General features: G+C 36.1%; 23 protein-coding genes. 3 read left to right on the forward strand and 20 right to left on the reverse strand.

Translation table 11 applies throughout. The features are described 5' to 3' along the window. Positions 1 to 94: 94 nt before the first annotated feature. The 7 genes from G9C87_RS12575 to G9C87_RS12605 all read right to left on the reverse strand — a co-directional run bounded on the left by G9C87_RS12575 (position 95) and on the right by G9C87_RS12605 (position 6,719). Positions 95 to 1,066, reverse strand: coding sequence for a zinc-binding alcohol dehydrogenase family protein (locus tag G9C87_RS12575; protein ID WP_172281613.1), 972 nt, complete (start codon positions 1,064 to 1,066; stop codon positions 95 to 97). 74 nt (positions 1,067 to 1,140) lie between these two features. After that, positions 1,141 to 1,716: a Crp/Fnr family transcriptional regulator gene (locus G9C87_RS12580; protein WP_172281615.1), complete on the reverse strand. Its 576-nt coding sequence runs from the start codon at positions 1,714 to 1,716 to the stop codon at positions 1,141 to 1,143. 50 nt (positions 1,717 to 1,766) lie between these two features. Further along, a complete protein-coding gene (glmM, locus tag G9C87_RS12585; protein WP_172281617.1) occupies positions 1,767 to 3,149 on the reverse strand; it encodes a phosphoglucosamine mutase in 1,383 nt (460 codons plus the stop codon). Positions 3,150 to 3,238: 89 nt separating this feature from the next. Next, complete coding sequence (locus G9C87_RS12590; RefSeq protein ID WP_172281619.1) at positions 3,239 to 3,391, reverse strand: hypothetical protein; 153 nt, start codon at positions 3,389 to 3,391, stop codon at positions 3,239 to 3,241. Beyond that, positions 3,391 to 5,424 carry a ferrous iron transport protein B gene (gene feoB, locus G9C87_RS12595; protein WP_172281621.1) on the reverse strand — a complete coding sequence of 678 codons (2,034 nt, stop codon included), beginning with the start codon at positions 5,422 to 5,424 and terminating at the stop codon, positions 3,391 to 3,393. Before feoB ends, G9C87_RS12590 begins: the two co-directional genes overlap by 1 nt. Beyond that, complete coding sequence (locus G9C87_RS12600; RefSeq protein ID WP_262888831.1) at positions 5,424 to 5,678, reverse strand: ferrous iron transport protein A; 255 nt, start codon at positions 5,676 to 5,678, stop codon at positions 5,424 to 5,426. The genes feoB and G9C87_RS12600 overlap by 1 nt, the downstream gene beginning before the upstream one ends. Before the next feature lie 135 nt (positions 5,679 to 5,813). After that, on the reverse strand, positions 5,814 to 6,719 hold the full coding sequence (locus G9C87_RS12605; RefSeq protein ID WP_172281624.1) for a GLPGLI family protein: 906 nt from the start codon (positions 6,717 to 6,719) through the stop codon (positions 5,814 to 5,816). Between the two features lie 238 nt (positions 6,720 to 6,957). On the opposite strand from G9C87_RS12605, the gene G9C87_RS12610 reads away from it, so the two are divergent. After that, positions 6,958 to 7,452, forward strand: a complete 495-nt coding sequence (locus tag G9C87_RS12610; protein WP_172281626.1) for a DinB family protein — start codon at positions 6,958 to 6,960, stop codon at positions 7,450 to 7,452. Between the two features lie 61 nt (positions 7,453 to 7,513). On the opposite strand, the gene G9C87_RS12615 is transcribed toward G9C87_RS12610, so the two are convergent. Next, positions 7,514 to 10,216, reverse strand: a complete 2,703-nt coding sequence (locus tag G9C87_RS12615) for a carboxypeptidase-like regulatory domain-containing protein (RefSeq protein WP_172281628.1) — start codon at positions 10,214 to 10,216, stop codon at positions 7,514 to 7,516. Positions 10,217 to 10,492: 276 nt separating this feature from the next. Here G9C87_RS12615 and G9C87_RS12620 point away from each other — a divergent pair, with 276 nt between their 5' ends. Continuing rightward, positions 10,493 to 11,374 (forward strand): cupin-like domain-containing protein, encoded by an 882-nt coding sequence (locus G9C87_RS12620; protein WP_172281630.1) that lies wholly within the window; start codon positions 10,493 to 10,495, stop codon positions 11,372 to 11,374. Between the two features lie 279 nt (positions 11,375 to 11,653). Continuing rightward, entirely contained in the window at positions 11,654 to 12,535 is an 882-nt protein-coding gene (locus G9C87_RS12625; protein WP_172281632.1) for a cupin-like domain-containing protein, read from the forward strand. A gap of 33 nt (positions 12,536 to 12,568) precedes the next feature. Here the strand turns inward: G9C87_RS12625 and G9C87_RS12630 are convergent, their stop codons facing one another. The 12 genes from G9C87_RS12630 to G9C87_RS12685 all read right to left on the reverse strand — a co-directional run bounded on the left by G9C87_RS12630 (position 12,569) and on the right by G9C87_RS12685 (position 22,800). Beyond that, positions 12,569 to 14,293 carry a hypothetical protein gene (locus G9C87_RS12630; protein ID WP_172281634.1) on the reverse strand — a complete coding sequence of 575 codons (1,725 nt, stop codon included), beginning with the start codon at positions 14,291 to 14,293 and terminating at the stop codon, positions 12,569 to 12,571. A 128-nt stretch (positions 14,294 to 14,421) separates the two neighbouring features. Further along, positions 14,422 to 15,153 carry a metallophosphoesterase family protein gene (locus G9C87_RS12635; protein WP_172281636.1) on the reverse strand — a complete coding sequence of 244 codons (732 nt, stop codon included), beginning with the start codon at positions 15,151 to 15,153 and terminating at the stop codon, positions 14,422 to 14,424. A gap of 2 nt (positions 15,154 to 15,155) precedes the next feature. Then, positions 15,156 to 15,698 (reverse strand): RNA 2'-phosphotransferase, encoded by a 543-nt coding sequence (locus G9C87_RS12640; protein ID WP_172281638.1) that lies wholly within the window; start codon positions 15,696 to 15,698, stop codon positions 15,156 to 15,158. 108 nt (positions 15,699 to 15,806) lie between these two features. Beyond that, a complete protein-coding gene (locus tag G9C87_RS12645) occupies positions 15,807 to 16,751 on the reverse strand; it encodes an ADP-ribosylglycohydrolase family protein (protein ID WP_172281640.1) in 945 nt (314 codons plus the stop codon). Next, a complete protein-coding gene (locus G9C87_RS12650; RefSeq protein ID WP_172281642.1) occupies positions 16,751 to 17,437 on the reverse strand; it encodes an SIR2 family NAD-dependent protein deacylase in 687 nt (228 codons plus the stop codon). Before G9C87_RS12650 ends, G9C87_RS12645 begins: the two co-directional genes overlap by 1 nt. Beyond that, on the reverse strand, positions 17,434 to 18,261 hold the full coding sequence (locus G9C87_RS12655) for a TIGR02452 family protein (RefSeq protein ID WP_172281644.1): 828 nt from the start codon (positions 18,259 to 18,261) through the stop codon (positions 17,434 to 17,436). Before G9C87_RS12655 ends, G9C87_RS12650 begins: the two co-directional genes overlap by 4 nt. Further along, positions 18,251 to 18,676 (reverse strand): ADP-ribosylation/crystallin J1, encoded by a 426-nt coding sequence (locus tag G9C87_RS12660; RefSeq protein WP_172281646.1) that lies wholly within the window; start codon positions 18,674 to 18,676, stop codon positions 18,251 to 18,253. Before G9C87_RS12660 ends, G9C87_RS12655 begins: the two co-directional genes overlap by 11 nt. Positions 18,677 to 18,875: 199 nt before the next feature. After that, positions 18,876 to 19,160 (reverse strand): hypothetical protein, encoded by a 285-nt coding sequence (locus G9C87_RS20950; RefSeq protein ID WP_317168553.1) that lies wholly within the window; start codon positions 19,158 to 19,160, stop codon positions 18,876 to 18,878. Between the two features lie 11 nt (positions 19,161 to 19,171). After that, positions 19,172 to 20,077 (reverse strand): NAD(+)/NADH kinase, encoded by a 906-nt coding sequence (locus G9C87_RS12670; protein WP_172281648.1) that lies wholly within the window; start codon positions 20,075 to 20,077, stop codon positions 19,172 to 19,174. Between the two features lie 55 nt (positions 20,078 to 20,132). After that, positions 20,133 to 21,134: an SPFH domain-containing protein gene (locus tag G9C87_RS12675; protein ID WP_172281650.1), complete on the reverse strand. Its 1,002-nt coding sequence runs from the start codon at positions 21,132 to 21,134 to the stop codon at positions 20,133 to 20,135. Between the two features lie 191 nt (positions 21,135 to 21,325). Next, the gene (locus tag G9C87_RS12680; protein WP_172281652.1) at positions 21,326 to 21,868 is read right to left on the reverse strand and encodes an NADAR family protein; all 543 of its coding nucleotides are present in this window, start codon (positions 21,866 to 21,868) and stop codon (positions 21,326 to 21,328) included. A gap of 254 nt (positions 21,869 to 22,122) precedes the next feature. Then, positions 22,123 to 22,800 (reverse strand): NUDIX hydrolase, encoded by a 678-nt coding sequence (locus tag G9C87_RS12685; RefSeq protein ID WP_172281656.1) that lies wholly within the window; start codon positions 22,798 to 22,800, stop codon positions 22,123 to 22,125. Positions 22,801 to 22,811 lie beyond the last annotated feature (11 nt).

Consider the following 22,811-nt stretch of genomic DNA (forward strand, 5'->3'; position numbering starts at 1 on the left):
TTTTTTTTGAATTATGTTTTCGTAATTTTCTATCCTAAAGATAGTAAAAAGAAGAATATAATGAAAGAAATGTGGATAAAAAGAGGGATTCACATTAAATTAACACGACTAACCTTTTTCTGTTAGGAATTTCATTTTGCCATACCGATTCAATATCTTCTAAATCAATAACTTCAGTTTCCATTTTTATTTTTCCTTCTGCTGCAGCCTGGAACATTTGAGGGATAATTTCCGTAAGCAACAACTTAAACTCTTCAGGAGTCCAACTTCCCAATCCGGAACCGGAAATCTGAAGATCAGTTCCTCTGAGTATCTGTGACGACAGCTGAATAGTGTCTCCGCTCATTCCTCCAACGGACACCAATCTTGTTTTGTGGGAAAAATTTCCATCTCCTTTTATGGAGGACAGAAGAAGCTCAATAGAATGACCCCAGATGTAATCCAGTACTACATCAATAGGAGTCTGGCTATGAATTTCCTTTATTTTCTGCGTAAGCTCCCCATCATTCATTTTCAAGGAAATAACCTCATCGGCACCCAACTCCCGAAGCGCCTGCAATGCTTCTTCATTTCTACCCGTGGCAATTACTTTTTTAGCTCCGTATAATTTTGCGATCTGTACAGCAATCATTCCGGTTACCCCTGTTGCTCCATTGATCAGGACCGTTTCTCCTGTTTTTAATTGTGTTTTAAACCTTAATCCCATTGCTGAGCCCATAATCGCATTAGGTAATGCTGATGCTGTAGCGAAATCCAATCCATCAGGAATGGGAACAGTCATATGTTTATCAGCTATTGCTTTTTCTGCAACCGTTCCTCTTTTACTGAAAAAATATACTCTTTCTCCGTTTTCCAATATTCCGGCTCCGTCACTTCCTATAATTTTAGGATGATGTTCCTCATTTTCCGTAGAATAGTGTTTTCCGCTTGCTCTGGCCCTATCCAAATGTTTGATGGATGCTGCTTTTACATAGACGAGTTGCTCATTGTCCTTCGTAACTTGAGGATCCTGAAAATCTGCATATTGAGGAGTTGCTCCTTTTTCAAATACTACTGCTGCTTTCATTCTTTTTAATTTTTATACAAAATTATGATGAAGGAAACCCCTGCTGCAATAACATTTGTTATCAGTTTACTTCGCTAGCCTCCTTTGAGGATTTTGGCCTTTATTCTGCTCAGGTGGACGGTCGTAATTCCGAGGTAAGAAGCGATATAATGCTGGGGAACTCTTTTAATGATTTCAGGTTTCTCCTTTGCAAGATCAAGGTAACGTTGCTGAGGACTGTCTTTTATAAATGAAAAGAAATGCTTCATATAATCAAATGTTCTCTCAAAGACTGAATCCATAAAGCGATCCCTCAGCTCAGGATCATTATATATTTCTGCTAAAATCCGGTCAACGGTCGGCTTATCAATTTTCCATAAAATGCAAGGTTCTATGGTCTCAAAGGAAACCATGCTCGGCACACCTTTTCTGAAGCTTTCCAAAGAAGAAAACATGGTATTCTCCGTAAAAAACTGAAAAGTAACATCCTTTCCGTCATTGTTATACCAGGCTCTTGCCAATCCCTTTTCAATATAATAGGCATGCAAGGACACCTCATTCTCTTTTAAAAGAATGGTCTTTGCCGGTACTTCAATGCGTTTGAATTCCCTGATAAATCGGACACATTTTGTTTTCGGAAACGGAAACTTTGCTTTTAGATGCTCAAACATATTTAAATATAAAAAAAGAACGGAACTTTATGTTCCGTTCTTTCATCTTTTTAAATCAGGCTATTTATTTTCGCTATAATCTGGTCTGCCAGCTGATCTGCCTCTTCCTGGGATTTGGCCTCAGTATAGACTCTGATAATAGGTTCCGTATTCGATTTACGAAGGTGAACCCAGTTGTTTTCAAAATCTATTTTCACTCCATCTATGGTAGAAACTTCTTCGTTCTGATATTCTTTTTCCATTTTGGCTAAAATATCATCTACGTTGATTTCAGGGGTAAGTTCAATTTTCTTTTTCCCCATAAAATAGCTTGGATATCCTGCTCTCAGCTCTGAAACGGTTTTGTTTTCTTTTGCCAGATAAGTAAGGAAAAGGGCAACGCCTACCAAAGAGTCTCTTCCGTAGTGAAGATCAGGATAAATAATTCCTCCGTTTCCTTCTCCTCCGATAACCGCATTTTTCTCTTTCATCAGGGTAACAACATTTACCTCTCCTACCGCACTTGCGAAATATTCAGAATTATGATTCCGGGCGATATCCCTCAATGCACGGCTCGAAGAAAGATTGGATATGGCAACTCCGTTTTTATGTTTTAATAAATAATCCGCCACTGCAACCAATGTATACTCTTCTCCAAACATCTCTCCCTTTTCATCGATCAGAGCCAGCCTGTCAACATCAGGATCCACTACCACTCCGAAATCTGCTTTTTCTTTTTTTACCAGTTCGCAGATGTCTCCCAAATGTTCTTTCAGAGGCTCCGGGTTGTGCGGAAAATGTCCGTTAGGCTCACAATACAGTTTTATGGTTTCACATCCAAGTTTATCCAGCAACATCGGAATCGCTATTCCACCTGTAGAATTCACAGCGTCTAAAACAACTTTGAATTTTTTGGCTTTAATGGCTTCAACATCTACCATGGGAAGATCAAGGATCTGCTGGATATGAATATCAAAGGCATCGTCCCTTGTTTCATATTTCCCTAAATCGTCTACTTCCGCAAAGTTGAAATCTTCACTTTCAGCGATTGCCAGCATCTCTGCTCCGTTCTCACCACTGATGAATTCTCCTTTTTCATTCAACAATTTAAGGGCGTTCCATTGTTTTGGATTATGGGAAGCGGTAAGGATAATTCCTCCGTCCGCTTTCAGTTCCGGAACCATAATTTCCACGGTAGGTGTTGTGGAAAGTCCGAGATCAATAACATTGATCCCCAGTCCCTGTAATGTAGCTGTTACCAGAGAGGAAACCATTCCACCGGAAATCCTTGCATCCCTTCCTATAACAAGCGTTAAGTTTTTTTTGTTTTTATTGTTCTGAAGCCAGGTTCCGAAAGCGGAAGCAAACTTTACCACATCAAGTGGTGTTAAGTTATCATTTACTTTTCCTCCGATCGTTCCCCGGATTCCTGAAATACTTTTAATTAATGACATTGTAGGTCTTTTGTAAGTTTAAATTCTATTTATATTCTGCGTAAGGCTGAGCAAAATTAGAAATTATTTACATTATTTGTGTGACAAATTTATGAACAACCGCAATCTTTATCACAACCTCCTCCTTTAGAGCTGAATTTTTTAGGTGCAAAATTCTTTCTGATCACTCTTAAAAGAGAGTAACAGGCGAATCCTACAATGAGTAGTACGATAATGTATTGAAAAATTAATGAAGAGTTCATTATTTTAGAATTTGATAAATAAACATAGACACAAAATATGCCAAACCAGTCATCATAACAACCTGAAAGCCTGTCCATTTAAGGCTTTTCGTTTCTCTGTAGACTACTGCAAGTGTGGAAACACACTGCATTGCAAATGCATAAAATAAAAGGATAGATATTCCTGTTGCAAAATTAAACACTTTTTCACCGTTTGGTTTCACATCGTGTCTCATTTTGTCAATTACTTTTACTTCAGGAGCATCATCACTCAGGCTGTATAAGGTAGACATTGTACCTACAAAAACTTCTCTAGCTACAAAACTGGTAATGATTCCTACTCCCATTTTCCAATCATAACCCAAAGGAGCAATGGCCGGCTCTATAGCCTTACCCATTTTTGCAAGGTAGGAGTGATCCAGCTTAACATCTGTCGCAACCATTTGATTGGTCTTCTGTGCCGGTCCGAAATAACTTAAGAACCAGATAATAATACTTACAATAAAGATTATCTTTCCTGCTCCCGTTATAAAGTCCCAAACCTTTCCTAAAACCATTTTGAAATCATATCCGAACAATGGTTTTTTATAAGTAGGCAAATCCATTACAAGGTATGTTTTACCTTTATCTTTAATAAACCTTTTTAAGATGGCTGCTGAAAATAAAGCGACAAGAAATCCTAACAGATACATCCCCATTAATACCAGAGCTTTATACTTTATTCCTAAAAAGCTTTTGTCTGAAATAACCAAGCCGATAATGATGCTGTATACAGGAAGCCTTGCAGAACAGGTCATAAAAGGAGTTACTAAAATGGTCAGTAGTCTTTCCTTAACGTTTTCGATATTACGTGTGGAAATCACTGCAGGGATCGCACAAGCTGTTCCGGAAACCAATGGGACAATACTTTTCCCGTTGAGTCCAAATGGCCTTAAAAACCTATCCATCAGGAAGATTACCCTTGCCATATATCCTGAATCTTCTAACAGATATAAGAAGTATAACAAAATTCCGATTTGAGGAGCAAATACCATAATCCCTCCTAATCCCGGGATAATTCCATTAGAAACAAGTGAATTTACCGGTCCTTCAGGAAGATGCTCGCCAGTGAATGCGGACAGCCATGAGAAGAAACTTTCGATCCAGTTCATCGGATACTCCGCAAGGAAGAACACGCTTTGGAATATAATAAGTAAGATCAGCATGAAAATCACATATCCCCAGAACTTATGCACCAAAACTTTATCCAGCTTTTCGGTAAGCAGTTCTTTGAACTGTGGCTTTTTAGTGATTACATTCGCTAATATCTTATCAACATTCTGGTATCTTCTTACTGTCTCCTGAACCTGTAGTCTCTTCGGAACCAGACTTTTCGCATCCGGACTATTGAGAATATCATGAACAGATTCTATTTTGCTGAGTTCTACTCCCGATGATATACTCATCCAGGCTTCATAATCACTATCCAAGCCCTTATGAGCCACAATTTTTGCTATAAAATCTTTATGTTCATTCGGAATTTCAAAAGAAGTTTTTTCCGTTTTTTTAAAATCATTATTAAAAACAGCTTCCCTTATCTGATCTATTCCAATTTGCTCTTTAGCATTGGTTTGGATAATTTTAATATTTAAAGCATTTGAGAACTGCTGGATATCGATATCAATCCCGCGTCTTTGAGCCTGGTCGATCTGGTTAACTACCAAAATAAGAGGAATACCCAGATCCTGGATCTGTTGAAACAAAAGAAGCCCCCTTTTTAAACTTAAGGCCTCAAGGATATAAACAACTCCGGCATAGTTTTGCTGCTCATCGATCAGAAATTTTGAAAAAATAGCTTCATCTTCAGAGCTCGGATATATACTGTAAGAACCAGGTAAATCCACCACTTCCACTTCCTCATCCTTGTAGCTGTAATGTCCGGAATAGCTTGCTACGGTAACACCGGCATAATTCCCGGTCTTCTGTTTTTTATTACAAAGTGTATTGAAAACTGTGGATTTTCCTACATTCGGATTTCCAACTAAAAGTACCTTTTTTTTCTTATTTTCCTGCATTAATCCCATTCTTGTACAATTATATAATCCCCTTCTTCTTCTCTGAGAGCTATACGGCTTTTTTCATCTCCAAATTCCACATACATGGGACCACTAAATGGAGCCTGATACAAAATCCTGAAAACGGTTTCCGGTAAAAGACCCATTTCTATAATTTTGTTTGGCATCTTTAGATGATCATTATCATAACCCAATATCTTCCCCATTTTGTTCTTAGGGAATCCGCTTAATTTATGTAAATCCTTCTCTTTCAAAGCCTGCTTTTTGTACATGCAAATGTACGCTATTTAAATTTAATCTAAATAACCTTAGTCTTAAAAAAAATAAACCCAAATGCTGTAAAAACATTTGGGTTCATTTGATAAAATATAATTTAGCTAATTGAATGTCTATTTTTTCTTTTTGTCAGTTATTTCAACCTTCTCAATCGGGTTATCATTGGCATTAAAGAAATCTTTGTATTGTTTTTCCTGTTTCTTCAACATATCACCTACAGTTCCATCCATTCCCGGTATGGTCTTGGAAAGCATGTCCTGTGTCATCATCGGTCTCAGAGTAGCAAAAGGATCTTTTTTGAAATCGTTATACGTTTTTTCGAATTTTTCTCTGGTCAGTTCGTTTACCTTTCCTCCTTTCGCCTGCATCAGGTTTTCTACGTATGAATATTCTGTGTAATCTTTCACCTTCTTATTTCCCTGAAGCACCCACGAATAATCTTTTGCATCGTCCTCTATCTTGACAATTAGACCCGGAAGACCAGAAAACTTGTAAGGACCGTCAGGGAAAGGCAGATCCGTACTGAACCATGCCGTCCATTTTCTTCCTCCGAATTCTGTGGTTGCTTTTTGTGTATTATAAGCTCCTATTTTTTGTTTGTCGGTAAGAATATTCCAGTTGAATTTCGGCTCCTCGTTATATCCTATATTACTTGGAGTAAATCCACTGGCAATTTTATCAACATACTGCACTTTCATGCTTGGATAAAATTTATAAACCCTGGCAGAAATTTTAGGCTGTCTGATTGTTTTTGAAAGGTCTTTCATCACACCTGCCTTCTGCATTGCTTCTATTTCCACCTTCAGGATCGAATCCTGTGCGATAATGGTATAATCCTGATAAATCGATCTGTTTTTATCTGTAATATCCAATATCGTAATAACCTTATCTATTTTAGTAGAATCTTTTTTAGGTTTAAAAGTAAGTTCGTAAAAGAAACGGTTTGCAGTTTCTTTAGACTCCTGAGCATTGACAAAAGCAAAGAGAGCAATTAAGAATACTGAAAGCAACTTTTTCATTGTAATAATGTTTACTTATTAGTTGCTATTGTATCAAAAATGTTACAACTTTTTTCTCTTTATTTATAAGTTCTTTATGGTAAGCCCCGGAAATATGGCTCCGCCAGGTTAATAGCTATATAAAAAATTATTTTCAGTGGCATCTTCTTTTTTCATATTCATTTTTAAGATTATTATGTCGTCAAAATCTTGATAGCTATAAAAGTTTTAACTTTAAATACCTAAAAACAAAATTAATATGGACACATTAGCTCAATTAAAATCCGAACTTGATAGTGAGTATCAAACCACCAGAAAATTTTTTGACCTCTATCCCGATGACAAAAATGAGTATGCTCCTCACGAAAAAAGCATGAAAATGAAATCGCTTGCCAACCATCTTGCTGATGTTTTTGAGTGGCCCAACACCATGCTGAAAACATCTGAACTGGATTTTGGAACCGCACAACATCCAACCACGTCTGCTACGAAAGAAGATTTATTAAAAAAACTGGATGAGAACTATAAATCGGGTATCGACGCATTGGAAAATGCAAAAGAAGATGACCTGAATTCTACCTGGGCTTTAAAACATAACGGGCATGAATTGGCAAAATGGACCAAGTATGCATCAATCCGCCACAGTTTAAATCAAATTACCCACCATAGAGCTCAGCTGGGAGTATACTACAGGCTCAATGATATTCCTTTGCCGGGAAGTTACGGTCCGTCTGCAGACGTACAAAGCTTTTAAAATATAGTTTAAATGAAAAAGCCAATCCCTTGGGATTGGCTTTTTCTGTTTATGTAGTTTATTATTTGAAGTTAAATTTCACGGTAAACATTACCTGACTTGGACGAAGCTGATATCTCGTATAGGTAATATTGGTCGTATTAATATCATAGGTTTCGAATACCTTTTTATTCGCAATATTCATCCACTTCAGTTCGAAATCTATTTTCTTTTTAGCCCAGGTAAACTGATAGGACACATCGTAGAATCCGTTATGGTACTTCTGTTCAGCTGCATTTGTGTTCACCTGATCCCAATTGAACCCGACTGTATGGTTTTCTATAGGATAGAAGAAAAGTCCAAGATTATGGGTGAAGCCTGTTCTGGTAGCGTTAGAGCTAACCTTTCCAACACTGGTCTGTTTTGTTCGGGAAATACTTGCGTTATAATCAATACTCATCCAGCTGAAATAAGTATTATTGAATTTAATTCCGTACGACTGGCTGTTATTCTTGTTGGTATAGGAATCATTATTTAAAAACAGGTCTGATTTCACAGTGTTGTTACTATAGCTAAGGGAGGCATTGGTTTTAAACTTTGGAAAATACTTTCCAACTTCTGCACTGTATCCATTATTCAATACATGATTATCCTGTTCTTTGTAATTCATTATTGTATATCCCGCACCATTGATTGTAGGATTGGAAATCAGGTTTCTTTTCGCATCGGAATACCTGTAGTTTACATTAAAGAATAAATTATTCAGCGGGTTTCTGTATTCAATTCTTGTTCCTGCTGATTTATTGTTGTTCTGAGGAATCGGGTTTTTTGGATCCATTGCATTAATTCCACTTGGAGAAGTCATCAAGAATCCTGAATATGCTGTATTAATTTCTCCAAAATTATTATTGATATTCGCGTTTACCGACGCTTTCCAGAATGAAGCAAATGTATATTGAGCAAAAACACTTGGCTCAAATGTAACTTTATTAACCGTTTTAGAAACATTTCTGAACGGGTCCTCCGCTTTAATATTATTAGAATTGACCGGGAAGTTGGCATAAAGCATCCAGGAATCATTCTTATAATTAACCCCTAAACTTCCGTAAGGAGTTGCTGTGGAATACCGAAGGTCATTGCTGTATGCGGTAGGAAGTGTCGGTAGATCATTCGGATTCGTGGATGGAATTGTTTCAATGTTATACAGGTCTGAAACCAGATCCGTTGTTTTGAAATTAAATCCTACTTCAGGAGTAAAGGTCCATCCCTTTTTAGAAAATCCAATATTTGCAGAATGATTTGCCTCAAAAGTTTTAAGCCTTAGGTTTTGGGTAACAAAATCAGAATTCGGTAACACTTTAAATCCAGGGATATCCAGATATGATGTTGGAGAAACTTCCAATGTTTGCCTGTCTGTCTGATAGCTTACATAGGATAAAAGGTTCACCATTTTTTCCTTCCATGGTATAATCGTACTTAAGGAGTTTTGAAATGATGTCGTAGGAGATTCAAGGCTTTCCCCTGCATTTCTTTGTTTTCCGGAAGTAAGGTCGGTTCTGTCTACCAGTCCTCTGTCTGCATTCCAGTATTGAGAAAAGCTTGTTGTATTCTTGAAGAATCCTTTTTTTGCATTCTTTGTAAAAATCAATTCTCCTTTAGCTTTATCCGTATAAAAATTATTAAGAATATTAGTTGTATTGGAGCTTCCATCGAAATAATCTTTCCTGTTATAAGCCTCTCTTTCTACTGCATTATTTGTATAGTTGGCATTGGCCTTAAGTTCCCATTCTTTCTTTTTATCGATATTGGTTAAATAATTAGCGGATAAATAGTGGACATTATTTAATAAGTATCTTTTTACCGGAAGGCTGGGAGTGTCTGCATTTTCTACATTGAGCCAGTCATTTTGTGAGGCATTAATCCTCTTTCCTTCGAACCTGTTTCCAAAAGCCAATATATTTCCTTCATTTTCAACCTGCTCTCCCATATTATTGGTTTTATAATTAACTACCCATTGGCTTTTCTGTCCAAAGAACATAGGGGTCAGTTTCACATTCCAGAGCCAAGGTTCTCCAAATCCTGTTCCTACTTCTCCTCTACCAGTCATGGTAACGGAATTCTTTAATTTAATATTGATTGCCGCCTGGTCGGAAGGTACTTTATCCTGAAGGATTTTTACAGGCTGGTGATTTTCAAGTACTTCAACTTTCTGTACAGCATCCTTTGGTAAAGAATTATTAATCGTTCCGTATCCTCCTTCCATCAGGTCTTTCCCATTAACGTAGAATTTATTGATCGCATTCCCCTGATAAAGTATCGTTCCGTCCGTATTAACCTCAATACCAGGAATCTTTTTCATCACATCAGCCAGCGTCCTGTCACTCTTACTGTCAAAAGCTTTAAGATCATACGCAATGGTATCCCCTCTCGCCGTAATCATCTTGGTTTTCAGTTGAACTTCCTTGATCTCGGTAGCCTCAGACTGCATTTTAAAACTTAGCGTCTGATCACTGTTGCTTATCTGTTTAGTTAATGGTTTTTGGTTAAATGCCTTTACTTTCAAATCAACATTAGACTCTGCTGTAGTAAAAGTTACTTTATATTCCCCTTTTGAATTGGTAATTCCATAAGCTAATATCGCATCTTTACCCGGTTCTTCCACCGTTACACTTGCGCTTGGAATAGGAACACCATCTTCATCTGTGATTTTTCCTGTAATCGTCTTTTGTGCATAAGTAAGCACAGAAAGAAAAATCATCAGAAATAAAGTAATATTCTTTTTCATAATTCTAGTTATTTGCTTAATTAGTTATTATTCGGTGTTTTTTGTTACACATCTATAGAGATGCATTTCAGGCAAATAAGTTAAAACATTGTTTTTCACTATGTTTTTAGTGATAATTTTTTTTGGTTTTTTTTGTTTGTGTATTTTAGGGATATAAGTTTTGCTTCATTTTATTTTGACTAAATAAAATAAATGATTAAAGCCATAGGTTAAATAAATCTTAATTTACTTAATATCAATATTTATTTAATAGTTTTGTAACATAAAATTTATAAAATGGGAATTGTCTTAAAGCCTATTGACATTGTAGATGACATTACTAAGGAAGAATTCTACGAAAAATACCTAAGGCCGAGAAGGCCTGTTGTCATCAAAAATATGGCAAAAAAATGGCCTGCATATCAAAAATGGACAATGGACCACATCAAAGAGACAGTAGGAGACGTAGAAGTTCCATTATATGACAGTTCCAAAGCTGATCCCTCAGCACCGATCAATACCCCTACTACAAAAATGAAGTTTGGCGATTATATAGACCTGATCCAAAGAGAACCTACCGATCTTCGTATTTTTTTCTTTGATCCTATTAAATATGCCAATAAGCTGCTGGACGATTATATTTCTCCAAAAGATTTAATGGGCGGCTTCCTGGATAAATATCCTTCCATGTTTTTCGGAGGAACAGGGTCCGTTACTTTTCTGCATTACGATATAGACCTTCCCCATATTTTTCATACCCACTTCAACGGGAGAAAGCACGTTATTCTTTTTGAAAATAAATGGAAAGAAAGATTATATAAGATCCCTTATACCACTTATGCATTGGAGGATTATGACATTTCAAATCCTGATTTTACCAAATTTCCCGCACTGAATGGGATCGAAGGTATTGAATGCTTTCTGGAACATGGGGATACCTTGTTTATGCCTACAGGCTGGTGGCACTGGATGAAATATCTGGACGGAAGTTTCTCTCTTTCCTTAAGGGCTTGGGATAAATCCTGGGCTGTAAAGGCCCACTCTATCTGGAATCTTACGGTACAACGTAAATTCGATGATATCATGAAGGTCAATTTCAAGAAGAAATATATGGACTGGAAGGAAAAAATAGCCATAAAAAGAGCGGAAATAGCCTTACGCAGAGGCCTGCCTAAGTAAATATTCTTATTTTACAAAATTCTTAATCATAGGTTTTGATCCAATCGGAACCCATAATTTTTTGTTGGATACTAAGACTATTTGTATTGAATTCTAAATTTTGTGAAGTCCTTTAGCTATTAGGCATGATAAATAAAATACTATTGCATTACACTTCTTTTTATTATTTTTATCTGGTCTAAATATTTATGATAGTGATTTGAATCATAGATTAAAAAAAACTTAAACACAATATTATATTTATTTAATTTAATAATTTTGTAACATAAAATTTACAGAATGGGAATTATTTTAAAGCCTATAGATGTTGTAGACGATATCAGTAAAGAAGATTTCTACGAAAAATATCTAAAGCCGAGAAGGCCCGTTGTCATCAAAAACATGGCAAAAAAATGGCCTGCATATCAAAAATGGACAATGGATTATATGAAGGAAACGGTAGGTGATGTAGAAGTCCCCTTATATGACAGCTCAAAGGCTGACCCGTCTGCTCCCATCAATGCATCTGCAGCCAAAATGAAATTTGGAGATTATATCGATTTGATTCAGAAAGAGCCTACAGATCTTAGAATCTTCCTTTTTGATCCGATTAAATTTGCTCCAAAACTTCTTGAAGATTATATTTCTCCCAAAGAATTAATGGGAGGGTTCCTTGATAAATATCCGAATATGTTCTTTGGAGGAAAAGGATCGGTTACTTTCCTTCATTTTGATATCGATATGGCGCATATCTTCCATACGCACTTCAATGGCAGAAAACATATCATGCTCTTTGATTACAAATGGAAAGAAAGACTTTATCAGATTCCTTATGCTACGTATGCTCTGGAAGATTACGATATTGAGAATCCTGATTTCACTAAATTCCCGGCGCTTGACGGAGTGGAAGGTATTGAATGCTTCCTTGAACATGGAGACACCTTGTTTATGCCTACAGGATGGTGGCACTGGATGAAGTATCTGGACGGAAGTTTCTCTATTTCCTTAAGGGCTTGGGATAAATCCTGGGCAGTAAAGGCACACTCTTTATGGAATCTTACGGTACAGCGTAAATTTGATGATATCATGAAGTCCAATTTCAAAAAAAGGTATATGGACTGGAAAGAGAAAAAAGCTGTTGAACGAGCCAATTATGCTTTAAAAAGAGGCTTACCAAAATAAAAAAAGGCGTTTCAGATGAAACGCCTTTACTTTTTACAAAATCCTATACACAGGATATTGCTTGAATGTCTGTTCTTCAAAATAAGGAGAATGTTTATAAACCCAGTCTAGCTGAGCAGCACCATCATCTGCAAATTTTTTATCTGATGATTTTTTATCGTCAAACTCCTTTTTCAGTTTAGGATCTTTTTTTAATAGTTCAGCCGCGGTATCTTCAAAGATATATGCTGAAAAATATTCCTTTTGTGCCAGAATACCATCAAAGAAATTCCAGTTAAAGAAGGAATCCAATGCTTCCGGCTCAAGGGTTTCAATAATGTATTTAACTCCCGGCTGCTGTGTAGAAACTATATAATCACCTGCCAGGAAATTCACTTTTTTATCGGATTTATCAACCGTTGTTTCATAATGAAGATAATGTCCTTCGTATGGATTTTTAACCGTTTTAAAATCATTGATCTTATAGGACTCCACCGCTATTGCACTGTCCTTTTGAATCGGTTTCATTTCTATTTTATTTCTTTTGAATTCTTCAATAACCCTGTACTGAGACTGCGGAATGACATAATATTTTGGAATTGTAATGTAACCCGTAGGAACAGCTGTCGTAAACAATTTTATATTTTTTGTAAAAGGACTTGTCCTGTCGTAATACAATCTTGGTTTTCCGGATACTTCACTGGGTTTATATTTTCCTTCATATCCTTTAAAATCCATCGTGGAAAATTTTGTAGAATCGATCTTCCAGCGGATACCATATTGTTTTCCTGGCTGATATTGCTTTAAGTTTTCAATACGATAGTCTTTGATCTTTTTATACTCTTTATCCAGATTCTGAAGGTTAACAAGCATATACTTATACGTTGCATCAACCCTTTTGTCGTAAGGTTTGAGCATATGTGTTTCCGGAACTGTGCCCAATGAGTTGAATAAAGAAGTATATCCCGTTGAGTATCGTGGTGAATCCTCAAAGGCAGCAAATCCGATTTCAGGGACATCCCCATGAATATTCACATAAGGAGTGCTCTCATATCCTAGTTTTTTTAAATCCTGCAGGTTCTTTGCCTGATAATCATTGTAAAAATAATTTCCCAGTACATTTCCCAGGCGTTCTTTAAAAGTTGAAATATAGGTAAACGTATATTGGTAATCTGCCCCGTTGCTTACATGGTTATCGATAAAGACATCCGGCTTCAGCCACTGGTATATTTCCTGGAAACTTCTGGCATTTTTAGAATCGGCTTTAATAAAATCCCTATTCAGATCATAGTTCCTGGCGTTTCCCCTGAATCCGTATTGTTCCGGACCATTTTGATTCGCTCTGGAATAAGCCCCTCTGTTCAGCATTCCGCTTACGTTATATGCCGAAATAGCTGCTATAATAAAATTCTGTGGAGTCTTTATTTTTTTTGTGGCAAGATCCCGAATGAGCATCATGGTTGCATCAATTCCGTCCGGTTCTCCCGGATGGATTCCATTATTAACAAAAAGGATCGCTTTTTCTTTTCTCAGCTTTTCAATATCTTTTTCCGGAAACGGATTATAAATAACCAGATAGATGGGCTTTCCGTTATCATCTTCTCCTTTTTTAAGGTATTGAATTGTATTAAATTTTTTAGCCAGCTCCTGGTAATAGTTATTCATCTCATCATAGGTAACGGTCTGGTTGCCATTTCCTTTTTCAAAAGGCGTCTGAAAAGATTGCTGTGAAAAAAACAATGAAGAACTAAATAATAATAGAACAAATTTAAGTTTCATGAAGATAAAATTTCAGATTATAAAATTACTGAAATTATTGATGAATCTTTTGGTTAATCATAAAGACCGGGGGGTTCTTTTTAAGAAGTAAGAATATCTCTGATTTTCATTGATTTATCGATTAGCAGCTACCCATTCCTTCCTGTCTCATCAGGATATATAGCAGGAAGAGGATCACTCTGCCAGAACTCTTTGGTGTCTGCATCCATAATGGACAATGATCCTGTATAAGCAGCCCCGGTATCCAGATTCCAGACATTGGCTTTGTTTAAAGGTTCTTTGCTTCCCAGATCAATAGTAGGGGTATGTCCAATAAATATCTCGTTATACAAAAGCAGCCTTTTAGGATATAATTCAGAGTTCTTGCTTAGCTTTTTATCCATACAAACAGCCGTTTCCCAAAGCGTCCGATCCCACCGGTAATTGCTGGAATAGACCTCTCTTTCCGGGCCGTGCATTGAAGAATATCCGGCATGAATAAATAAACGGTTCTGATCATCTACATCATAGTTTTTCATATGCTGAAAAAACTCCAAATGTTGCTGTAATTCTATTTCGGAATAGGCATCATAACTTTCGATAGTCTTTCTCCCCCCATTATTGAGCCATACTTCAGGAGTTTCCCCGAAAGAAAGCCAGTCTTCACACCAGGCATCATGGTTTCCTTTAATAAAAATACAATCCTGCTTTTTTGAAAGTTCAATCAGAAAGGCAATAATATGGGAAGATTCACTCCAGCCGTCTACATAATCTCCAAGAAAGATTAATTGATCATCACTTTTTAGCTGAGCCCGGTCAAGAACCTGGATCAGCGCTTTAAAACCTCCATGAATATCCCCTATTACTAACTTTCTCTTCATTTTTACTTTGAAATATATTTCGCGTCAACAAAATCCGTCAGCCAGACTCCATTATCTGAAAGATAGAACTGAATTCCTTCTTCAGACATTTTGCCTGTCCGGATGGTCAAAATTACAGGTTTTCCGTGACGCATTCCCACTTTTGTAGCAGTATCTTTATCTGCACTCAGATGAACATGCTGCCTGCTTCTTTTTTCAATCCCTTTTTCCATAATGGAGCTGATATTACTTTCTGCAGTTCCATGGTAGAGATATTCCGGAGGCTGCTGAGGAATCAATGCCAGATCTATATCAATAGAGTGTCCCTGGTTAGCTCGTATTTTCGTTTTATCTTCGTTAAAAGCAAACCTTTTTTTGTTATTTGTTTCTACGACCTCATCTAATTCCTCCATCGTAAAATGTACTCTTTTGCGGGCCGATTTTGTAATCAATTCTTCCACATCCGCCCAACCATTTTCATCTAAATGCAGATGAATTGTTTCTGGCTGATGACGGAGAATCAGGCTTAAAAATTTACTTATTCTTTTATTTTCTATTTCGTTCATGATTATGTTTTTTATTTAGCAATAATATTCTTCAGGATCAGATCTTACTTGAATTCCTGTTGTTTCAATTATACTTTAAAATATTCACTTATAATATTCATTGCTCTATTACTTACTAAAATATTTTGTCTCCAGCTTTTCACATAGTTTTTCAATATCTTCCTTCCTTACCAATTGTGAAATCCAGTCTTCAGGAATATTTTCAAAACCATAATAAATTCCAGCAATTCCTCCTGTTATAGCCCCTGTAGTATCGGTATCTTCACCTAAGTTAACCGCTTTCAATACCGCTTCAGAATAACTTCCTGAATTCATAAAACACCATAAAGAAGCTTCTAAACTGTGTAGAACATATCCTCCGCTTTTAATTTCATCCTCTGCACATTTCGAAATATTATTATTTAAAATTCTTTCAAACAGATTCATTTCAGCCTGAGAGCAAATTGGATTATTATCTAAGAATTGATTTACTACAATACACATATTTTGATAGGCCTCCAGTTTATTTTTTCTGTGTAATATTTCCAATAAAAACTCTAAGTAAATAAAACATGAAATTACTGAACGAATATGTGCATGGGTAATGGAAGAAACTTCTTTTATAATTTCAAACCTCTGCTCCAAAGAAAAACCTTTTATATAAAACAATAGGGGTAAAATCCTCATTAAGGAGCCGTTTCCATTATCTTTTTCACCGCTGCCTCCGCATAGTTGAAGAACGTTCCCTCTACCTATCTTATGAATTGCTTGTCTTGTTGCAATCCCTACATCGAAAACTCTTCCATGTGGAGTCCAATGTCCATGTTCATACCATCTGACAAAACCTTGGCCTATTTTTTCTAAATTATATCCTTTCACAAGCACTTCTGCAAGACAAAGCGTTAACGAGCTATCATCACTCCAAGTTCCTGCTGGTTGATTATGTGTTCCGAACGCTTTCATTCCGGTAACCGGTGATTTCCTTAAATCTTCTCTTTTCTTAAATTCAACAGGAACCCCTAACGCATCTCCAACACAAACGCCGAAAATTCCAGATTTTACCACATTCTCCATTATGCCATATTTACAAGCTTATCAAACAATAATTTCATTCCTCTTGTTGCACTTTCTTTCATCACTACAGCTCTTTTACCATATCCGAACTCCGTTTCATTGGGATTGATAACGATCAAAAGACAATCATCTTTAATTTCATGGATCAGACCTGCTGCCGGATATACCTGCAAAGAAGTTCCGATAACAATTAAAATATCTGCTTCTTTTACCTTTTCTCTTGCTACATTGTATAAAGGCACATCTTCTCCAAACCAAACGATAAATGGTCTTAACTGAGATCCGTCTTCAGCTTTATCACCCTCGTTAATATCATCTTTTTGCTCATAGATCAGGTCTTTGTTATGACTCGAACATGACTTAAACAATTCTCCATGGATGTGGAGGATGTTGGTTGATCCTGCCCTTTCATGAAGATCATCTATATTCTGAGTAATGATTTGTACATCGAAATACTTCTCAAGCTCTGCTAACAGCCGGTGGGCATCATTAGGTTCTACTTCGTGAAGCTGGCGGCGTCTCTGATTGTAAAACTCCAAAACCAATGCTCTGTCCCTCTTCCAGCCCTCAGGGCTAGCCACATCTATTACATTATGATTTTCCCAGAGACCATCTCCGTCTCTGAATGTCTTTATTCCGCTTTCGGCACTAATTCCTGCACCGCTTAATATGGTTAGTTTTTTCATTGTTTTTTGGTTATTAAATTTTGGAATAAATTTAACATCTCTTCATTCTTGGTAAGAACAGCAAAAATGATTCTTTTAAATCTATTCTTATATTTTCCTTCTAAGTATTTTCTGAATAATTGAGCAATATCATTAGGATTATTCCTAAAAACACCGCAGCCCCAAGCCCCCAAAATCAAGGTTTCATTTCCTTTATTAAGTGCTAAAGCAAACATCTTATCCATTCTTACATCCATTGCATTTATAATTTGATCTGCCTTTTCTGGTTCTTGTCTTTTTACAACTCCTGCATTTACAGCTGCAGAGGTTATAAAATTGCACAGTATAGGCTTTTCTAACAGTTCTCCTTTATCTTTTCTAAAAACTGGGACATATGGGCTGTAAATCATATTATCCGTATAAAAACAAGATTTCATTCCACGATGAGTTTTGTAAAAGTTTTCAGCTTCAAGTTGACTGATATAAAGCGCTGAAGTTCTTGCCAAGCTTTCTTCCTGTGCTTCGGCTCCACTAATGAATCCTCCGCCGGGGTTTTTAGCAGATGCAAAATTGAGACACATTAGCTTTTCCTCATCTTCTTCTATCGCTAACTGCAAAATCGCTTTTAAAGAACTACAATTCCATGTTTCAATTTGTGTTTCAAAAATGTTTTTTTCTTTTATAGTTTCGGACAATATTGATAATTCATCTGAAGTAAATAATACTGTTTCTTTTTTACAAATTTCAATTTCATTACTTAATTCTATCTTCTTTCCCTCCGTATTTATATAATATTTATTAGCTAAAATTTCCAATGTGTTTTTAGCCATTCCTTTATTTGTCATTGTTGTTGTTTATATCTAATATCAGGTTGGTTATTTCTTTATACTCAGAGGTGACATAATCAACTCCAATAAATACTTTTACTACTTTAATTTCACCAATTATAGCCTGATTAAATTCATCTAAATTTTCTGCTGGTACCCACAATTCATTATGGTTTTTAGCACCTACATTCTCAGCTGGGTATTTATCAACCTCATTCCGGAGAACTTCAAATTTCGTTACAAATCCAAGATAATTCCCAGCTTCATCCTTTGTGTTCCATTTCTCAGCAATTTCTGAAGCGTAATCTTCATTCAATACCGGATAGAAAATAGGTTGCCATTCCAGTCTTGGTGGAAATTTTTTATAATCACTTTTAATAATTAATATCATTTCCTTTTCTCCTACAGGTCTGTAAAGTGTTATTGTTTCCATTGTTCTTTTTATTCTTAATGCTTATTCAAAATCATAAACATATATTTCAATCTTATACTTCACCAATGTCCTTCCAATGATTGGTTCGATTTCCTCCCATTTTCCACCGGCCAGGCCACAACCTATCCTAGGTATATGGATACTTGCCTTTAACCTCAAAGCCTCAATAGATAGCTTCTCTAAACATTGTTCTACAGCTTTATATCGTACCCTGAGAATTAGTAATAACTTTATGTTGACCTATCATATTAGCGATCCATATTTCTGATTCAACTTTAACCAATTGGATCTCTCCAAGATTGAAATTTATGTCAGATTTAAACCAATTTCTATATTCCTTTTCAGGATACTTCCACTTTTTGGAGATAGCTAATACAAAACCTTTTCCCCAACCACCTATATCATTACAGATATGTGCAATAATTTTATTCCCATCTTTTTGAGGGTCCGTTGCGTCTCCTTTTAAATACTGTATCCCTTTCATGCTTTATTTTGTTATATCACCAAAACCGCCTCTTCATCAGACAGCTTAATTTCTACGGTTGCACCACTATTGAACTGCAAAAAATCCTGTTCAATTCCATCACTAAATATAAAGCCATTATTTGGCATTAATGATTCTATAACGAGCCTATTTCCTCTTTTTATGCGCCCACTGCAAATTTCCGTTTGTGTTGCTTTACTTTTGAAAGGTTCTCTCACCGTAAAGTATAGATCATCTTCATTGAGTTCCGGATATTCCAGTTCTTTAGATCCTAAAATTCCATAGGCCATATTAAAGATCGAGCTTAGCCATCCGGTACTTCCTGTCTTTGTAGAAACAATAATTCCACTGGAAGAATGCATCTCTTCTTTTCCGTTCATAACCACCTTATACCTTGCTGAGCTATGGGAAGAAACACCGATGAAAAGATCATTTACAGCCAGGAGCTTTTGCCCGTCATTCAATACGGCTTCAGCAAACTTCATTCTCTTTGAACTAAAATTTTCGTTTATAACAGAATGAATGCCATCCAGAAAATTCTTTGTATTAAAAGGAAGCAGTACTCCGTCATACCTTTCCTGGTCAGGATTAATTGCTACGATAGGTATATTTTTAGAGTATTTTGCTACATTCGCTACCAGTCCATCCTGCCCAACCACCACAATTAAATTCTTTTCAGAGAAAATAAAGGAGGGTATAAATTCTCGTTCTACCACTTTATTTTTAATTACTTTGGAAAGTTTTGTCTGGACTTCAAGAAATGACTGATAGAACTTTTCATGTTCAATAACATATTCCTGAAAATCACCCCCAGAACTTTCGATATAAAACCGGGCCTGTGCTTTTGTATTGAACCGTTCAATCAAAGCTTCCAATCTCGTTTTGTTCTTAATAATAATTGCGTATTCTGGTTTCATGGCTTTACTTCAATTGCTTATTTTAAATACTTTTCATTCCTTTCATCGCTTAATGCTATTTTAAGAGATTTTCCAATAAGTCCGGGCTTACATTTAAGTTTCCTATTTTCCCTGCATTTTCAGCAAGCTCTCTAAAAGCCAGTGCAATATTGGATCTTGCATCCTGGTTTCCACTCAAAGCACTTAGAACCCTCCAATCCATTTCTTTATATGGTTTCAATGAGGTTTCCAACACATAGCCCTGGGTTTCAGCTTCTTTTCTGTCATTTTCTGTCTTTTGCTCTATCAGCTGTTTTCTTTGATTTTCAACGGAAATATCAGCAGCAATCTTCATTTCTCTAAGGATCTTGTTATTTTCCTCCTGCTGGATCTCTGTTTCCATTCTTTTTTCTTCGATCTGTTTTTGTTTTTCCTCAACTGCTATCTCTGTATTCAGCTCAGATTCTTTGATCTTTCTTTCCTGCTCCACGGCAAAGTTTCTTCTCTCATAAATGGCTTCATCTGCCTGCTGCTGGAGTTTCTCCCTGGTTTCCGTTTCTAATGCCCTGGCCATTTCCGGAGTGGTTTGAACCGCCAGAATACTGGCTCCCAATATTTCAATGCCCATCGTTTGGATAGTTTCTGAAGCCTTAAGTCCCACTAAAATATGTTCCTCAATCTTCTTAGCGGAGCGGATGGCATCTTTTAAACTCATTTCATGGATAAATGATGAAGTAGAAGTCTGTGCCAGGTTAATGATTCTTTGGTTAAGCTTCTCAATATCATTTTTCTTATATACTCCTGATTCGTTAACCGTAAAATCCAATGTATTGGATAAAGCTTTTGGATCAATAATCTTATAGCTGATCTGTCCCTGGATTTTTACCGTCTGATAATCAAACGTATTTTCATTAAAAATAAACGGCAGATCATTACTTCCCATCGGAATTGCTACAATAGAACTGTTTGGAGCAAAATAAAAGAATGATAGCCCTCTTCCTTCTCTTACGGTTTTCCCATTTTTAAAATGAAGAACGTAAGTCATTGAATCGAATTTGATGTGTCTGAAACCAAACATAGCTTTACGTTTTTAAGAGTTAATATTTGTGTTGTTTTTACGCTAATTAAACAGGACATAAGTTTATCTTGTTTAAAAGAATCTATTCTTCATTGATGAACATAACATCCTTCCCGAATGCATATTTTCACTGCTGATTACTATCTTACCTTAATGCCTTAACGGATAATAAATCCCTGTACCGGACCATATCATTCTTTTAGATCATCCCGGACCTCCATTAAAGCGAACCCTAAAAGATTCTCTCCTCTCCAATGAAGCGGATTTTTTGCTTCAGGATCTGATTCCAGCATTCCTATTCCCCAGATCTTATCATAAGGACTTGCTTCAATAATAAGCTTATCACCCGTTGATAACAGAAATTTTTTAAGCTCTGCGTTTTGCGAAAATTTAAAAAAGTTTCCTCTCTTTACAATTTCATATTTATGCTCATCCCAGATATGATGATCAAAGTTTTTAATCTTTCTTCCTAATCCCTTTGCCTCCTTTGGGTCCTGTGCTTCAATGATAAGAGCTTCGATATTCTCATCATTAAATAGCCTTGCTTTTTCTGCCATCATATAATGCTCTGCCGTTTTATAAATAACTCCTCCTTCTTCAAATTCAGCCGGATACCACTGACTGAAACACGCCTTCGTGATCTGATCTTTGGCTGTATGACCCCAGAAAAATAAGAATTCCAACTCCTCTTTATTTTGAAACTTTTGGATGATATTTTGCAGATTATATTTCATGATTGCGTTATTATTACACAAATGTAAGAGAATACTTTATTTCCCTCCAAATTTATTTGCGTTAATTTTACACTAACCTATTTAAAGCATTGATTTTCAATTAAATTAATTTATTACTGTATATTTTCATTTTAAATAGTCCATCGAATAGTTTTATAAAAAAACGGGCTAAAGCCCGTTTTTCATTTGATATGATGATCATTTGTTATTATGTATTTACTAAGAAATATATGTATTATATGTGGTTTATACTCCTATTTGATTTCAAAATAAAATCCCTGCTCCTCAAGTTCCTTATATTTCTCCTGATTAAAAGTAAATAGTTTTCCCGGTCTTCCGCTCCCTTCTTTTTTAAGGTTGTTGGTTTCATTGAGAAGACCATAGCTCATGATCTTTTTACGGAAATTTCTGCGGTCTATCTCCTGGCCAATGATTGTTTTATAGAGGTTTTCCAGATCAGAAAACGGAAATTCCTCATTAAGAAGATTGAAACCAATCGGCTGGTATTGAATTTTCGTACGAAGTCTTTTTAACGCAATATCCAGTATTCCTTTATGATCAAAAGCAAGCTTTGGAAGCTGATTAACACTGAACCATTGTGCGTCTTCCGCATCGGAATCTGCAAATAGTTCATAGTAAGAAGGGTTTACCAAGCCTAAATAAGCTATAGAAACGACTCTGTTCCTGGGATCCCTACCCACATTACCAAAAGTATAAAGTTGTTCCAGAAAATCGGGCTTTATGCCAGCCTCTTCATACAGTTCCCTTTTTACAGCATCATCAAGATTTTCATCATCAAGAACCAATCCGCCCGGTAATGCCCATCCTCCTTTGAAAGGATCAATTTTTCTTTTTATCAAAAGAACCTGAAGATCCTTCTTATCAAAGTATCCAAATATAACTGCATCTACTGCTACTTTAATATTCTGCATAATATAGTTTG

This window comes from Chryseobacterium sp. LAM-KRS1, assembly GCF_013184525.1.
GTDB lineage: Bacteria > Bacteroidota > Bacteroidia > Flavobacteriales > Weeksellaceae > Chryseobacterium > Chryseobacterium proteolyticum.